General features: G+C 67.8%; 15 protein-coding genes. 5 read left to right on the forward strand and 10 right to left on the reverse strand.

Annotation, left to right across the window (positions count from 1 at the left end; all coding sequences use genetic code 11):
• Positions 1 to 12: 12 nt before the first annotated feature.
• Positions 13 to 1,203 (reverse strand): formate-dependent phosphoribosylglycinamide formyltransferase, encoded by a 1,191-nt coding sequence (purT, locus tag ACTHJF_RS07650; RefSeq protein ID WP_440266600.1) that lies wholly within the window; start codon positions 1,201 to 1,203, stop codon positions 13 to 15.
• Positions 1,204 to 1,342: 139 nt separating this feature from the next.
• On the opposite strand from purT, the gene ACTHJF_RS07655 reads away from it, so the two are divergent.
• From ACTHJF_RS07655 to ACTHJF_RS07665, 3 genes are all read left to right on the forward strand, one after another.
• Entirely contained in the window at positions 1,343 to 2,212 is an 870-nt protein-coding gene (locus ACTHJF_RS07655; RefSeq protein ID WP_440266601.1) for an SPFH domain-containing protein, read from the forward strand.
• Between the two features lie 87 nt (positions 2,213 to 2,299).
• A complete protein-coding gene (locus tag ACTHJF_RS07660; RefSeq protein WP_440266602.1) occupies positions 2,300 to 2,485 on the forward strand; it encodes an Arc family DNA-binding protein in 186 nt (61 codons plus the stop codon).
• Positions 2,486 to 2,496: 11 nt separating this feature from the next.
• Positions 2,497 to 3,852, forward strand: a complete 1,356-nt coding sequence (locus tag ACTHJF_RS07665) for an alpha/beta fold hydrolase (RefSeq protein ID WP_440266603.1) — start codon at positions 2,497 to 2,499, stop codon at positions 3,850 to 3,852.
• 12 nt (positions 3,853 to 3,864) lie between these two features.
• On the opposite strand, the gene ACTHJF_RS07670 is transcribed toward ACTHJF_RS07665, so the two are convergent.
• A complete protein-coding gene (locus ACTHJF_RS07670) occupies positions 3,865 to 4,266 on the reverse strand; it encodes a hypothetical protein (protein WP_440266604.1) in 402 nt (133 codons plus the stop codon).
• A 65-nt stretch (positions 4,267 to 4,331) separates the two neighbouring features.
• Positions 4,332 to 4,715, reverse strand: a complete 384-nt coding sequence (locus ACTHJF_RS07675; RefSeq protein ID WP_440256527.1) for a DUF423 domain-containing protein — start codon at positions 4,713 to 4,715, stop codon at positions 4,332 to 4,334.
• An 82-nt stretch (positions 4,716 to 4,797) separates the two neighbouring features.
• Between ACTHJF_RS07675 and ACTHJF_RS07680 the strand changes: the two genes are divergently transcribed.
• Positions 4,798 to 5,415: an SCO family protein gene (locus ACTHJF_RS07680; protein WP_440266605.1), complete on the forward strand. Its 618-nt coding sequence runs from the start codon at positions 4,798 to 4,800 to the stop codon at positions 5,413 to 5,415.
• Positions 5,412 to 5,933, forward strand: a complete 522-nt coding sequence (locus tag ACTHJF_RS07685; protein ID WP_440266606.1) for a copper chaperone PCu(A)C — start codon at positions 5,412 to 5,414, stop codon at positions 5,931 to 5,933. Before ACTHJF_RS07680 ends, ACTHJF_RS07685 begins: the two co-directional genes overlap by 4 nt.
• Before the next feature lie 20 nt (positions 5,934 to 5,953).
• Here ACTHJF_RS07685 and ACTHJF_RS07690 read toward each other — a convergent pair whose 3' ends face one another.
• The 7 genes from ACTHJF_RS07690 to ACTHJF_RS07720 form a co-directional block, all read right to left on the reverse strand.
• Entirely contained in the window at positions 5,954 to 6,826 is an 873-nt protein-coding gene (locus ACTHJF_RS07690) for a cytochrome c oxidase assembly protein (protein ID WP_440266607.1), read from the reverse strand.
• Between the two features lie 85 nt (positions 6,827 to 6,911).
• The gene (locus ACTHJF_RS07695; RefSeq protein WP_440266677.1) at positions 6,912 to 8,777 is read right to left on the reverse strand and encodes a Gldg family protein; all 1,866 of its coding nucleotides are present in this window, start codon (positions 8,775 to 8,777) and stop codon (positions 6,912 to 6,914) included.
• Positions 8,778 to 8,791: 14 nt separating this feature from the next.
• Positions 8,792 to 9,526, reverse strand: a complete 735-nt coding sequence (locus tag ACTHJF_RS07700; RefSeq protein ID WP_440266608.1) for an ABC transporter permease subunit — start codon at positions 9,524 to 9,526, stop codon at positions 8,792 to 8,794.
• A complete protein-coding gene (locus ACTHJF_RS07705) occupies positions 9,523 to 10,470 on the reverse strand; it encodes an ABC transporter ATP-binding protein (protein WP_440266609.1) in 948 nt (315 codons plus the stop codon). Before ACTHJF_RS07705 ends, ACTHJF_RS07700 begins: the two co-directional genes overlap by 4 nt.
• Before the next feature lie 187 nt (positions 10,471 to 10,657).
• Positions 10,658 to 12,031 carry a polyketide cyclase gene (locus ACTHJF_RS07710; RefSeq protein WP_440266610.1) on the reverse strand — a complete coding sequence of 458 codons (1,374 nt, stop codon included), beginning with the start codon at positions 12,029 to 12,031 and terminating at the stop codon, positions 10,658 to 10,660.
• 278 nt (positions 12,032 to 12,309) lie between these two features.
• Positions 12,310 to 12,951, reverse strand: coding sequence for a response regulator (locus ACTHJF_RS07715; protein ID WP_017461331.1), 642 nt, complete (start codon positions 12,949 to 12,951; stop codon positions 12,310 to 12,312).
• Between the two features lie 128 nt (positions 12,952 to 13,079).
• Positions 13,080 to 14,309 carry a sensor histidine kinase gene (locus tag ACTHJF_RS07720; protein WP_440266611.1) on the reverse strand — a complete coding sequence of 410 codons (1,230 nt, stop codon included), beginning with the start codon at positions 14,307 to 14,309 and terminating at the stop codon, positions 13,080 to 13,082.
• Positions 14,310 to 14,468: the final 159 nt, after the last annotated feature.

Raw genomic sequence — 14,468 nt, forward strand, 5'->3', positions numbered from 1 at the left:
CGCAGCGTGCGATCAGCTGCCCGGCAACTCTACCCGCAGCGAGGCCGCCGCCCGGATCGCCTTGGCCTTGGCCGCCTCGATCCTCTCGTCGCGCGCCAGCGTTACCGCCATCCGGCGACGCCCCTTCACCGCCGGCTTGCCGAACAGGCGCAATTGCGTGTCCGGCTCGACCAGCGCCTCGGCCACGCCGAAGTACTGCGGCGCGGCGCCCTCGCCTTCCACCAGCTTGGCGCACGAGGCCGACGGCCCGAGCTGTCGGATCAGCGGAATCGGCAAGCCCAGGATCGCCCGCGCATGCAGGGCGAACTCGGACAGATCCTGCGAGATCAGCGTGACCAGGCCGGTGTCGTGCGGACGCGGGCTCACCTCGGAGAAGATCACCGCGTCGCCCTTGACGAAGAACTCCACGCCGAACACGCCCCATCCGCCGAGCGCCGCGGTGATCGCCGTGGCCTGGCGCTGCGCCTCGGCAAGCGCCGCGGCGCTCATCGGCTGCGGCTGCCAAGACTCGCGATAGTCGCCGTCTTCCTGGCGATGGCCGATCGGCGCGCAGAACGCGGTGCCATCGCGATGGCGCACGGTGAGCAGGGTGATCTCGTAGTCGAAATCGACGAAGCCCTCGACGATCACCCGCCCCTTGCCCGCGCGACCGCCCGCCTGGGCGTAATCCCACGCCGCCTGCAGCGTCGAGGCATCGCGCACCACGCTCTGGCCCTTGCCGGAGGAGCTCATCACCGGCTTGATCACGAACGGGAAACCCAGCGCCTCGACGGCGGCGCGGTATTGCCCCTCGTCGTCGCAGAAGCGGTACGGCGATGTCGGCAGCTGGAGCTCCTCGGCGGCGAGGCGGCGGATGCCTTCGCGGTCCATCGTCAGCCACGCGGCGCGCGCGGTGGGAATCACGTTCAAGCCGCCCTTTTCCAGTTCCATCAGCGTGGGCGTGTGGATCGCCTCGATTTCCGGCACCACCAGGTCCGGCTGCTCCGCCTCGATGACTGCGCGCAGCGCGGCGCCGTCGAGCATGTCGATCACGTGGCTGCGGTGGGCCACCTGCATCGCCGGCGCATTGGCGTAGCGGTCCACCGCGATCACCTCCACGGCGAAGCGCTGCAGCTCGATCGCCACCTCCTTGCCCAGCTCACCCGAGCCGAGCAGCAACACGCGCAGGGCGCGGTTCGAGAGCGGCGTACCGAAAGGCTTCATACGGGATCTCCGGGTCGATGGACCCGCCATTGTAGTGGTCGCTTCCACAGCCACCCAGGCGTGAGGGCCATCTGCGGCCGGCACTTGTCATGTGATATCAATTTGATATCCAATACTCGCAATTTAGGGAGGCAAGGTCATGAACGAGCGCAAGGGGTTTTCGATCGCGGGCATTCCGTTTGTCGTGGTGTGCCTGGTGCTGGCAGCCATCGGCGTCAGCCAGCTGATCGGTCTGAAATCGGGGGAGCAGCCGGGCACGCATTTCTTCGTCGGCGTGGGGCTGCTGGTGTTGACGGCGTTCCTGCTGAAGGGGTTCTTCCAGGTGGCGCCGAACGAGGGGCAGGTGCTGCAGCTGTTCGGCAAGTACGCCGGCACGGTGCGCGAGGAAGGCCTGCGCTGGACCAACCCGTTCTACAGCCGCCGCCGCGTCTCGCTGCGCGTGCGCAACTTCGAGAGCGGCAAGCTGAAGGTCAACGACAGCGACGGTAACCCGATCGAGATTGCCGCGGTGGTGGTGTGGCAGGTGCTAGACACGGCCGAGGCGGTGTTCTGCGTGGACGACTACGAGAACTTCGTGCACATCCAGAGCGAGTCGGCCTTGCGCCAGATGGCGCAGAACTATCCGTACGACGCGCACGACGACAAGAAGCCCTCGCTGCGCAGCCATGGCGAGGTGATCAACAACCACCTGCGTGACGAGATCCAGGCGCGACTGGAAACGGCCGGCGTGCAGGTGATCGAGGCGCGCATCAGCCACCTCGCCTACGCGCAGGAGATCGCCCAGGCGATGCTGCAGCGCCAGCAGGCCAATGCCATCGTGGCGGCGCGCGAACGCATCGTCGAGGGCGCCGTGGGCATGGTCGCGATGGCTTTGGACAAGCTGCGCGAGCAGGGGGTGGTGGAGCTCGACGAGGAACGCAAGGCCGCCATGGTCAGCAACCTCTTGGTGGTGCTGTGCGGCGATCGCGCCACCCAGCCGGTGGTCAACGCCGGCAGCCTGTACAGCTGAGGAGCATGACGATGACTGTCCTTCCCGTGATGATCGTGCTGTTCGTCGTGGCGCTCGCGTCGCGCCGACGCGCCGCCCGCTGAGCGCATGGCGGCCGAGAAAAAAGCCTATCCGCTGCGGATCAGCGCCACCGTGCTCGAAGCGGTGCAGCGCTGGTCCGAGGATGAACTGCGCAGCGTCAACGCGCAGATCGAGTACCTGCTGCGCGACGCGCTGCGCAAGGCCGGGCGGCTCAAGCCGACCCAACCCGAAGCGATGGACGACGACGAATAAGGAGCTTTTCGATGCGCATCACTCTGGTATCGCCAGCACTGCTGCTGGCCGCCCTGCTGGCGAGCGGCGTCGCCACCCATGCACAGGCCACCACGGCCGCCGACTGCAGCAACCGCTCGGCCGCCATCCTGGCCAGCCTGCGCGAAGGCCGCTTCGCCGACGCCACGCGCGATTTCGATCCGACCATGCGTTCGGGCCTGCCGGCGAGCAAGCTGCAGGCCGTCTGGGCGCAGGCCCTGCCGGCCCAGGTCGGCGCCCTCGAGGACAGCGGCACACCGCAGGCGCAGACGGCGCAAGGCAAGGCGATGGTGGAAACGCCACTGCACTTCGCCCGGGCCACGCTGCTGATGCGGGTGGCCTGCGACAAGGATGGCCAGGTGGCCGCCCTGTTCTTCGCCCCGGCACCGGCCGGTGAGGATCATGCCGCCGCCAGCCCACTCCCGCCCGGCGTGCGCGAACAGCTGCTGGCGGTGCGTTCGCCACTCGGGCCGCTGCCGGGCACGCTCACGCTGCCGCCGGGCGATGGTCCGTTTTCGGCCGTGCTGCTGGTCGCCGGCTCCGGCCCTCACGACCGCGACGAAACGATCGGCCCGAACAAACCCTTCCATGATCTGGCCGTGGGGCTGGCCAAGGCGGGCATTGCCTCACTGCGCTACGACAAGCGCACGCTCACCTACGGCAGACAGCTGGCCACCACCTCGCTCACGGTCGACGACGAGGTCACCGATGACGCGCTGACCGCGCTCGCCCTGCTCCGCCAGCAGCCGCACATCGACCGCCAGCGCGTGTTCCTGATCGGCCACAGTCTCGGCGCGCTGATGGCGCCGCGGATCGCGAAACGTGACGGGCACCTGGCCGGGGTCATTCTGCTCGCGGCCCCGGAGCGCCTGGACCTGGGCGTGGTGCTGCAGCAACTGAAATACCTGAGCGCGTTGCCGGGCACCCCGCAGGCCGTCATGACGGCGCAGATCCACGAGGTGGAGACGGCACGCGACACCCTGGCCAAGGCCGATCCCGCCCATCCGCCCGCAGGCACGTTCTTTCACGCGCCCGCGAGCTGGTGGCTGAGCCTGGCCCACTACGACGCCATCGACACGGCGCGTGGCCTGCATGCACCGCTGCTGGTGATGCAGGGCATGGCGGATTTCCAGGTGCCGCCGGCGCAGGACTTCGCGGCGTGGAAGCACGCTTTTGCCCACGACTCAGGCGTGACGTTGCGCAGCTACGCCGGGCTCAGTCACCTGTTCACGCCCAGCGGCAAGCCGCCCTCGCCGGCCGACTACGCCAAGCCGGCTCACGTGGAACCGAAGGTGATCGGCGACATCGCTGCGTGGATCGCGCACCAGGCTCCAGTCGCAGCGCGCTGATCGATCGCCGCCTCAGCGCGACGCCAGCGCTTGCGCGCGCAAGGAAGGCAGGCTGAGCAGGGTCGGCTGGCCCTTCGTGTTCTGCACCAGCAGGTGATCGCCGAGTGCAGCGATGGTGTGGACCGAACCGAGTCCGTCGTCACGACCGAGGCGCTGCAGCGGCTCGCCGTTGGTGGCGTCGTACACCACCAGCTCGTGGGCCGTACGGTCGGCAACCAACAGCCAGTCGTGATCGTCGTCCTGCCAGTGCACCAACGCGTTCACCGCCAATGGCGGCGCGGCGACCGGGTCCCGACCGCGGCCGGCCAGCAGCAGCACGCCGATACCTGCGAGTAGGATCCCCGCGGCTACAGCGTGGCGACGCCGTAGACTTGAAAGCGGCGAGGCATCGAGGGTGGTGGGTGCGGTGCTCATGGGCGCAGCCTGCCCGGCGTACGTGACGAGCGCATGACGCCTGCCCGGAGCGGGTGCGGCGAGGTTCAGGCCCCGTCGACAGGCCGGCCCAGGGCGATGGCCAGCGCTACCCAGCCGACGACGAAACCGAGGCCGCCCAGCGGCGTGATCGCGCCGAACCAGCGCGGGGCCCCCAGCGCCATCGCGTACAGGCTGCCGCTGAACAGCACGATGCCGATTGCGAACGCGAGTACCGCCCAGCGCTGGGCGCGGCCGCGCCCGGTGTGCACCGCCAGCGCGAGGGCGAGCGCGTGCCACAGCTGGTACTGCACTGCGGTCTGCCACCAGCCCATGGCCGACGCATCCAGGTGGCCGCGCAAGGCATGTGCGCCAAAAGCGCCTAACAGCACGCCGCTGGCGCCGGCCAACGACACCAGCCAGGAGGTGCTTCGGGTGGCAGGTTGTCGCATCATCGGGGGATTTCCTCGCTCAGGGAGACGGCCGTGGACAGCCGTGGCGTATCCTTGGGGGATGGCCATTTCCGATCTTCGCATGCGCGCGCGTCGCGCCATTCCCTGGTTCGCCGGCTCGCTGCTATTTGCCGCAGCCCTGCTGTTGGCCAGCTGCCAGCACGGCACGCCGCTGCCGTTCCGGCTCACCCAGGTCACCGGCCACATGCCGGACCTGGACTTCAACCTGATCAATGACCAGGGCAAGCCGGCCACCGGCGCGGACTATCGCGGCAAGGTGGTGCTGCTGTACTTCGGCTACACCCACTGCCCCGATGTCTGCCCGCTCACCCTCGCCCACCTGCACGTGGTGATGCAGCGGCTCGGACCGCTCGCCGATGGCGCGCGCATCCTGTTCGTGTCGGTCGACCCGGCGCGCGACACGCCCGAGGTGATGCACGCCTACGTCAATGCGTTCGACAAGCGCGCGGTCGGCCTGACCGGCAAGCCTGGCGACATCGAGGCACTGAGCAAGCGCTATCGCTCCGCCTTCAGCCGCGAGCCCGATCCGGGCGACGGCAACTACGAGGTGAGCCACAGCTCGGCGATCTACATCTTCGACGCGCAGGGCCATGCGCGCCTGCTGTCCACCCCTGCCGATTCGCAGGACGATCTGGTCCACGACCTGCACCTGTTGCTCGCCCCCGGAGCCCAACCATGATGACCCGTCGCTTTTCCGCACTGCTTGCCGCCGGCCTGCTCTTTGCCGGCGCCGCGCAGGCCGACCAGGCCGCCCAGGTGCATGCCGAGAAGGCGTGGATCCGCGTACTGCCCGCCGGCCTGCCCGCCGGCGGCTACGTGACGCTGCACAACACCGGCGACACCGCCGTCGCACTCACCGGCGCCACCAGCGCCCGCTACGGCCACGTGATGCTGCACCAAAGCACCACCGAGGGCGGCATGGGCCGCATGAGCATGGTCGAGCAGCTGGCGATCCCCGCCCACGGCAGCGTGGCGCTGGCCCCGGGCGGCTACCACCTGATGCTGATGCAGGCGACCAAGGCCGTGAACGCCGGCGAGACGGTGCCGGTCACGCTGGACTTCGCCGATGGCAGCCATTTGCCGGTGGATTTCCTCGCGCGCCCCGCCAACGCGGTCGATGCGGGTGACAAGGCGCCGGCCGGCATGGATCCGGCCATGCCGATGGATCACGGCGGCGCGATGCCGCACGGTCACTGAGCCGGAGCGACCCGCTTCGCTCAACCGGCGCTGCGCGCCGTGGCCCTGGCCGCGGCCGCGCGGCGTCGATCGTCGCTTTCGCGGCGGATCCGCCCACTGCGTGAGAGGCGCAGCCACTGGCGCAAGGCCAGCAGGCCGCCGATCGATTCGATGATGGCGGCCGGCACCCACATGATCACCCCGCCCACCAGCTGCCCGGTGAGCACGTTGAAGGTGAAGGCACGGCCGCAGATCTCGAAGATCGGATAGAGGTCGGTCTTGGAGAACGTGACGATGGCGCCAGCGAGGATCTGCGGCGTCATGGTGATGCCCGGCGACAGCACGCGCAGACCCGGCGTCATGCGACCCGGCGGGCGCGGGCGATGGTCGAGCACCAGCCACCAGTAGATGAAGCCGCTGGCCACCATCGACCAGTTCATGAAGCGGTAGATGCGCCAGTCCAGCATCGCCAGCGTCTGCATGTGTGGAATCAGCCAGACCAGGATGAACGCGACGAAGGTCAGCGTGGCGAAGGCGGGATTGAGCAGCACCGCGCTGGCCACGCGCGCCGGCCAGTTGCGCTGTGCTGCGCGCAGGCGCACGCGCAGCGGCAACGACAGCCCCGCGCGCAGCACCGTCCCCGGATACGAGGCGATGATCAGCAGCGGCGCCAGGTGATGCAGCAGCACCTGCTGGATGCGGTGCATGAAGAACTCATGCTCGGCGTAGTAATCGAAATACGTGTGCAGCGACGCGTAGATCATCACCATGCCGATCCAGAACGACAGCTGGCGGCCGCGGCTCACCCGCAGCCGCGTCGCACCGCGCACGTACAGCACGCAGGCGAGCACGAACGTAGCCAGAAACAGCCATGAGAACTCCCACGGCACGATCCATTTCAACAGCGTCGACATCACGGGCACGATCCGGGCCGGACAGCGGCCAAGTCGATCAGCTTAGCGGCTACACGTCGCGCGCTCGCGCGGCACATTGCCACCCTCACACACGCCGGCGGCTGCGTCGCGTGCGCCGCCAGCCGTACAGCAGACCCAGCAGCGTCACCAGCGCGGGCACCGCCACGATATTGATGAACTTCACGCGCAGGCCCAGCGCGTCGATCTCGGCGTTGAGCTGGTGCTGCACGTCGCGCAGCTCCTTGCTGATCGCCAGCTTGCGCTGCAGGAACTGCTCGATCTCGCGCTTCTGCTCCGCGCTGGCCTGGCCATCGCGGCCGCCGCGCGCCGGCTGCAGTTCTTCCAGCCGACTGCGCGTTTCGGCCAGCTCACGCTCCAGCTCCTGCTTCTTCAGCAGGAACTTCTGGTCGGCGGCGCTCTGCAGCGCCTGCACGCGGGTGAACGGCCGCTGCGAGGTGGAACGCCCGCGGATCGACAGCAACGCCGACGAACCGCTGAGGTTGTCCACCAGGTTGGTGATGAAGTCGCCGTTGCTGGCGAAGGCGTTGAGCATCGGCTGGCCGAGGAAGCTCTGCGTATCGACCCACAGACGATCGGTCAGCAGATCGGTATCGGCCACCAGGATCACCTCCGCATCCGGCCTCGACTGCGCTAGGTGGGCGGGCGAGGCGCGCTCCGGGAAGGCACTGCTCAGCGTGCCGCGCAGGCGGGCGGCGAGCACGTAGTGCGCGTTGTCGGACGTGTAGTCGCGCAGCAGCAGGGACGGGTCGCTGGCCGCCTCGATCACGCGCTGCACCGGCACCACATGCGCGTCGACGCTGGTCTGCAGCAAAGGTACCAGCCGCGTGGTGGCATCCGGGGCGAGATCGAAGTAGCCGGCGGAGGACAGGTCGATCTGCTGCAGGCTGGCGGTGACGGCGTCGCCGCGGTTCAGCTCCTGCCCGCCCAGCCCGAGCATCGCCGGATGACTGAAGCTGGTGTCGCCCAGCTCGATCTTCAGCGCGCGCGAGCGATCGAGCACCACCTTGCGATCGTCGTAGACCACGCCCCAGGCCTTGAACAGCCGCGGCAGATCGGAGTTGTGATCGTCGGTGACGCCGGTGGAAGCATCCACGAACGGAGCGGTGTCGAGCTCCGCATCCGGGTCGACGAAGACCACCAGGTGGCCGCCGCCGAGCACATATTGATCGAGCGCATATAGCGCGTCGTCGGACAGGTGCTTGGGATGCACCAGCAGCACGACCGGTAGATCCTTGCCGATCCGCTTGAGCTTGCCCGGGTCCAGCGTGGTGATCGAAAACAACTGCTGCAGCTGGCCGAGCACGGTCCATGCCGGCTCGCCGATGACCGGATTACCGCTCATCGGCAGCGAACTGATCAGGCCGATACGCGGCTTCTGCGTCTCGTTGAGCTCGTACATCAGCTTGGCGATGTCGTACTCGAGGAAAGTCTCGCGCGCCGGGTCGAAGAACGGCACCGAGAGCGTCTTGCCGTCGACGCCGTCCACGGCATTGCCATCGGCCGGCAGCGTGGTGCCGACCAGGCCGAAGAACACGCGCTCGCCGTTGCTGCCGCCGCTGAGCGGAGTCAGGCCGTTGCCCTCGGCGCTTGCTTCGTCGTCGGAGTACGGCACCGGGTCGACGATCTGCAGGTGCAGCTTGCCGGAGGACCGCGCCACCATCTCCTGCAGCATCTCGCGCACCCGCTGCTCGTAGCTGCGCAGTTGCGGCAGGTCTCGCGCCGCGTGTTCGGAGAAATACAGCGTCAGCCGCAGCGGCCGCTGCAGGTGCCCAACGATCTGCACCGTGCCGGGTGTGAGTGTGTACAGCCGGTCGGCGGTGAGATCGATCCGTGGCACGTGCACCCAGCGGCTCAAGGCCAGCGCCGCGGCGATGAACAAGAGCACCAGTGTGGCCAAAGTGGCGGCCAGGCGCGAGCGTCGACTGAACATCCAGCGACGCACGCTCAGCGACTCCGCCGCAGGTCGAGCAACAGCACGCCGGCGGTCAACCAGGCCACCATGCTGAGCACAAAGTAGGCCAGGTCGCGCAGGTCCAGCACGCCGCGGGCGATCGCCTCGAAATGGCGCAGCATGCTCAGGTGCGCCACGCCGTTGACCAGCCGTCGCGGCAGCGCCTCCTGGAAAAAGTCGATCACCTGCGACTGCCCGGCCAGCAGCAGCAGCACGCATACCAGCGCGGTGAGAATGAAGGCCACCACCTGGCTCTGCGTGAGTGCCGACAGGCAGGCGCCGATGGCGAGGAATGCTCCGGCCATGAGCCAGCTGCCGAGATAGCCGGCCAGGATCACGCCGTTGTCTGGATCTCCCAGGTAGTTGACGGTGATCCAGATCGGAAAGGTCAACGCCAGCGCCAGCCCCACGAACAACCAAGCCGCCAGGAACTTGCCGAGCATCGCCTGCCACAGCCGCACCGGAAGCGTCAGCAGCAACTCCAGCGTGCCGGACTTGGCCTCTTCGGCCCACAGCCGCATCGAGACCGCCGGCACCAGGATCAGGTACAGCCACGGATGCATTGCGAAGAACGGCTGAAGGTCGGCCTGCCGCCGCTCGTAGAAGTCACCGCTGTAGAACGTGAGGATGCCCGCCAGCACCAGGAAGATCACCAGGAACACGTAGGCCACCGGCGTGACGAAATAACTGCGCAGCTCGCGCCGCACGATCGCCTGTACCGGAGTCATGCCGCGCGCCCCGATGCCGCCGGTTCCGGCATTGTGGTGATGTGGCGAAACACTTCATCCAGGCGGCCGCGCTCGAGCTGTATCTCGGACACCTCCAGCCCCTGTGCGCGCAGCAGCTGCTCCACCGCTTCGAGAATGCGCTCGCCCGGCTTGGGGAACACTGTAATACGTCCGTCCAGCGGGTCGACCTCGATCGCCGCCACTTGCGGCATCCGCCCCAGCATTTCCTGCGACACCGCGCTGCCTGGTGCACTGAACGACACCGCCCCGTGATAGCGCGAGCGCTGCTCCAGCTCCGCCGGCGTCGCATCGGCCAGCAGGCGGCCGCGGGCGATGATCACCACGCGGTTGCACAGTGCGTGCACCTCTTCCAGCAGGTGGGTGGAGACCAGGATGGTGCGCTCGCGCGCCATCGCGTCGATCAGCTGACGCACCGCGTGCTTCTGGTTGGGATCGAGACCATCGGTGGGTTCATCAAGCATCAACACCGGCGGATCGTGCAGGATCGCCTGGGCCAGGCCCACGCGCCGGCGCAGCCCCTTGGACAAGGTGTCGATGCATTGCTCGAGTACGTCCTCCAGTTGCAGCCGGGCGATCACTTCCTCGAAGCGCTGGCGACCGTTGCTGCGGGTAAAGCCGCGCATGCGCGCGATGAATACCAGGAACTCGCGCACCGTCAGCTCGCCGTAGCTCGGTGCGCCCTCGGGCAGATAACCCAGCGCGCGGCGCGCCTCCTGCGGCGCAGTGCGCACGTCGTGGCCACAGACCCGGGCCGTGCCGCAGGTCGGCGCGAGGAAGCCGGCGATCATCCGCATCGCGGTGGTCTTGCCCGCACCGTTGGGGCCCAGCAGCCCCAGCACCTGCCCCGGCTCGGCACGGATGCTCAGCGCGTCCACCGCAGTGAACCTGCCATAGCGTCGGGTGAGCTGGTCGGTTTCGATCATCGGAAGGCCGGCGACGGGCGTGGGCGGCCCCGCGGGCCAGGGAACGGGAAGCGGCGACGACGCCGCGCCGTGCAATGTACCGCAAGGGGCCGCAAAAGTTCGGCGGCCGGCATGCCCGGCACCGACTGCGGGCAACAAAAAACCCCGTCCGCGGACGGACGGGGTTCGATGACTTGCGTCGGTCGGATCAGTTGCCGGCGCTGGCAGCCTCGGCCGGCGCCGCAGCGGAACCGGCGGCGGCCGGAGCGGCGCTGCTGGAGGATGCGGCCGGCGACTCGTCCAGCGTCGGCGGCTGGATGCCCGCCTCCTGTTCCGGCGTCTGTTCCGGCGCATCGCTCAGCGGCAGGTACACGTCGTACCGGGCGTACTGGGTGATGTTGTTGTTGGTGTCGATCTGTTCCGGGCGAGCCAGGACGTCGTAGAAGCGGTTCACCACGGTGTCGTACTTGTAGCCGTGGGTCTGCGCATACGCCTCGAGCTCGTCGCGGGTCTGCGGCACGCCGGCGTAGGTGCCGTTCCACTCGCCCTTCAGCGCCGGGCCGCCCGCCATCATGGTGGCGCGAACGTCCTGGTCGATGATCAGACGGCCGTACTTGTCGGTGCTGCCCGGCGCGTTGGCGGCGGCGGCGTCGGCCGGAGCCTCGGTCGAGCCGGCGCTGGCCGGCGCGGCGGCGGAACCGGCGGCGGCCGGAGCGCCCGACGGGGTCGGCGTGGTCGCGGCGGTGAGATCGTGGCTCTGTCCAGCCACCGTGAGCGTGGTGGCGTCGATCGGCAGCGCGATGTCGAAGGTGAAGGTCTGGTCGCCGTAGTTGTTCACCACGAGGATGCGCGGACCGGTCACGTTGACGTTGAGCTTCTTGGCGGTGTCCGTCAGCAGCTTGACGGCGCCGTCGGTCGCTTCGGTCAGCGCATCGAGGCCGCCCTCGCGCTCGATCTTGGTCGACACCAGCAGCACCGGCGTCGGCTTGGTCTGCTCGATGTACGGCACCAGCTCGCTGTAGTCCACGTTCTTGACCGAGGCGAGCATGTTCTGCAGGCCGGTCAGGCTGTACTGGATGAAGGCATCCGGCGCGCCGTGGATGTAGAGATTGGAGTAGCGGTTCAGCAGATTGAAGCCGTACTTGACGTCATACGCCCAGGTGACCTTGGTCAGCTTGTGCGTACGGCCTTCGCGCTCCAGGTCGAGGGTGAAGTGCTTGTCGCTGCCGCGCCAGTCGCCGTCGAGGTTCCAGACGATCTCGGCCTTGTTGACGGTGGAGTCAACCTTGTTGAACTCGGGAGCGGCGCTGGCGATGGTCAGCTTGCCGCTGCCGGCCTTCTTCGGCGCACCGGTCCAGCTGATCTCGGCGCCGGGGCCGTAAGCCTTGCCCGAAAGGTCGTACTTGATCGTCGGATCGCTGCCGGTGAGCTCGGCGTAGTCGCCGAAACGGCGGAAGTTGTTCAGCACGTCATAGACCTGACGGATGTCCTTGCCGATGACCAGCGACCTCTCCACATGGCCACTGCCGGGCATCGCAATGCCCACCACCACAGCCAGTACGGCCACGATGACCAGGGCCATAAGTAATTCAAGAACACGCATCATTCCAGGGTTCTCCGAGCGTCTCTACGCAGCACTTGATGGCATCGCCGTTACCGCCGGGAAGTCTTCCCTCGGAAACCTGTCTCAGCGGGGGGGAACGCATGCCGAAGCGACGGATGTTACTTGCTCGCGTCGAGGAACGCCATCTGCAGCCGCAACACGCCCCAGAAGGCCGAAAATGAGGCTGCGCGAGGCCCCGCACCCCTTAGCGCGCCCCTACATGCGTCACCGAATGGACGGCCGAACGTACGTGCGGCTCAGACGATGCCCAGCTCCAGCGCCTTCAACACGGCGCGGGTGCGATCGCGCACCCCGAGCTTGGAAAGGATGTTCGACACGTGGTTCTTCACCGTGCCCTCGGCCACCTTCAGCGAGTTGGCGATTTCCTTGTTGGAGTAGCCGCCAGAGAGCAGACGCAGGATTTCCGTCTCGCGCTCGGTGAGGGGATCGGGCTGCTCCAGACTGGTGAACTGATTCTGGATGCGCCCGACCCCCGCGAGCAGGCGCTGAGTCACCATCGGCGCCACCAGCGAGCCACCGGCAGCCACCGTACGCACGGCTTCCACCAGTTGCTCGAGCGACACGTCCTTCAGCAGATAGCCGCGCGCGCCGGCCTTCAGGCCCTGCAGCACCAGCTGATCGTCGTCGAAGGTGGTGAGGATGATCGTGGGCGGCAGTTCGTTGCGTGCGGACAGCGCCTGCAGGACCTCCAGGCCGCTCATGTTGGGCATGCGCAGATCCAGCAGCACCACGTCCGGCTTGATCCGCGGAATCTCCAGTACGGCCTGGGCGCCATCGGCGCATTCGGCGACCACGCGGATGTCCTCGGCCAGGTCCAGCAGCGAACGCACCCCCTGGCGCACCAGGTTCTGATCGTCGACGAGACACACAGAAATCATTGCGGACCCTCAGAAACGTGGATAACTGTGCTGGCACCGTGGCTGGCACGGCGCCGGGGCAACACCGCAGTCCCCCTGCGAGGGGACATTCTGGCATGCCGCCGGGCCGGTCGAACGCGCGGCCAGGCTCATGGGAGGCTCAACGCCGGCGGCTCGAAGCGACTGGGCGCGTGCGCCAGTGCGCTGACCTCGCCCAGCGGCAGCCGGACGGTCAGCGCGAAACCCTGCATGGCGCCGGTGTCCACCATCACGCTGCCGCCGAATTCGGCCAGGCGCTCGCGCATGCCACTCATGCCGTTACCGGGCGTGTAGTTGGCGGCGCCGCGGCCGTCATCGCGTGCATGCAGGCCGAGCATGCCGTCATCGGCATAGGCGAAATGCAGCCACAGGTTGCGCGCGCCGGCGTGGCGCGCGGTGTTGGTGATGATTTCCTGCGCGCAGCGCAGCAGCACCTGAGCGCGCCTAGGATCTTCCACGCTGAAGCGCGGCGGCGTCTGCACGTGCACGTCCAGGCCGGGTACGCCTTCGATCAGGCTGCGCAGCGCCTGGGTCAGATCGATTGCATCGTCCTGGCGCAGCTCGCTTACCGCCTCGCGCACGTCCGAAAGTAGGTGTTTAGCCGTGGCCTGCGCCTTGCGTACGTGCTCGGCGGCCTTGTCGTTCGCCAGGTGGCTGGCCACTTCCAGATTCAGGCTGAGCGCGGTGAGATGGTGCCCGATCAGGTCATGCAACTCGCGCGCGATACGCATGCGCTCGGCAATACGGGTGGATTCGGCCAGCAACGCGCGCGTGGCGCGCAGTTCGGAATTGAGCCGGCGCTGCGCCTCGCGCTCCTCTGCCTGCTGGGTCGCTACGGTGGAGGTGATGAACACCAGGGCGGAAAGACCCAGATACATGCACACCTGCAGGATCGCCGTACCCACCGTCCAGCCCGGGTAGCTGGCGATGACCGGGATCAGGAGCAGGTTCTGCCCCAACAGCCACACCAAACCGGCCACCACCGGCAGTTGCCACGGTAGCACTACGGCGATCACCAGCATGAGCATGGCCGACAGACCGCTCTGGCTGAACCAGCCCACCGCCACCGCCGAAACCGTGATCAGCACGAGCAATGCAAGCTTGGCCGGCGTGCGCAGCGAGCGGTGTGGCTCGATCTGGCTGTGGCGAGTCAGCAGGACGTACGCCAGGCCAAAAAACAGATACGAGAGGATCCAGCCCGACAATGTCGGGTTGCTCCACCACGCGCTGACCTGGGCAAGACTCCAGTTTCCCGGCCACAGCGGCAGGCTCACGCACAGGTACGTGAACAGACCGGTATACCGGAGGACGCGGACGTGATTGAACTGGAACCAGGGCATGGCCGCATCATAGGCCGCGCCACGGCGGCCGCAATGCGCGAGAAGTCACGGCGGCGCCCACCGTGAGGCGCCGCTTTACACCGGTTTTACATCGCCCCTCGCGGGTGTGGGGGCGGCGCCCGCGTGGCATAATGCGCTGCCCTGCCCGCCCCGCGCGGG

Origin of the sequence: Dyella sp., from assembly GCF_051962475.1 — a bacterium.
Classification (GTDB): Bacteria; Pseudomonadota; Gammaproteobacteria; order Xanthomonadales; family Rhodanobacteraceae; genus Dyella_A.

Coding starts and splice junctions, on each gene's coding strand:
- purT (WP_440266600.1), bottom strand. CDS start 1,203: ATGAAGCCTTTCGGTACGCCGCTCTCGAACCGCGCCCTGCGCGTGTTG.
- ACTHJF_RS07655 (WP_440266601.1), top strand. CDS start 1,343: ATGAACGAGCGCAAGGGGTTTTCGATCGCGGGCATTCCGTTTGTCGTG.
- ACTHJF_RS07660 (WP_440266602.1), top strand. CDS start 2,300: ATGGCGGCCGAGAAAAAAGCCTATCCGCTGCGGATCAGCGCCACCGTG.
- ACTHJF_RS07665 (WP_440266603.1), top strand. CDS start 2,497: ATGCGCATCACTCTGGTATCGCCAGCACTGCTGCTGGCCGCCCTGCTG.
- ACTHJF_RS07670 (WP_440266604.1), bottom strand. CDS start 4,266: ATGAGCACCGCACCCACCACCCTCGATGCCTCGCCGCTTTCAAGTCTA.
- ACTHJF_RS07675 (WP_440256527.1), bottom strand. CDS start 4,715: ATGCGACAACCTGCCACCCGAAGCACCTCCTGGCTGGTGTCGTTGGCC.
- ACTHJF_RS07680 (WP_440266605.1), top strand. CDS start 4,798: ATGCGCGCGCGTCGCGCCATTCCCTGGTTCGCCGGCTCGCTGCTATTT.
- ACTHJF_RS07685 (WP_440266606.1), top strand. CDS start 5,412: ATGATGACCCGTCGCTTTTCCGCACTGCTTGCCGCCGGCCTGCTCTTT.
- ACTHJF_RS07690 (WP_440266607.1), bottom strand. CDS start 6,826: ATGTCGACGCTGTTGAAATGGATCGTGCCGTGGGAGTTCTCATGGCTG.
- ACTHJF_RS07695 (WP_440266677.1), bottom strand. CDS start 8,777: ATGTTCAGTCGACGCTCGCGCCTGGCCGCCACTTTGGCCACACTGGTG.
- ACTHJF_RS07700 (WP_440266608.1), bottom strand. CDS start 9,526: ATGACTCCGGTACAGGCGATCGTGCGGCGCGAGCTGCGCAGTTATTTC.
- ACTHJF_RS07705 (WP_440266609.1), bottom strand. CDS start 10,470: ATGATCGAAACCGACCAGCTCACCCGACGCTATGGCAGGTTCACTGCG.
- ACTHJF_RS07710 (WP_440266610.1), bottom strand. CDS start 12,031: ATGGCCCTGGTCATCGTGGCCGTACTGGCTGTGGTGGTGGGCATTGCG.
- ACTHJF_RS07715 (WP_017461331.1), bottom strand. CDS start 12,951: ATGATTTCTGTGTGTCTCGTCGACGATCAGAACCTGGTGCGCCAGGGG.
- ACTHJF_RS07720 (WP_440266611.1), bottom strand. CDS start 14,309: ATGCCCTGGTTCCAGTTCAATCACGTCCGCGTCCTCCGGTATACCGGT.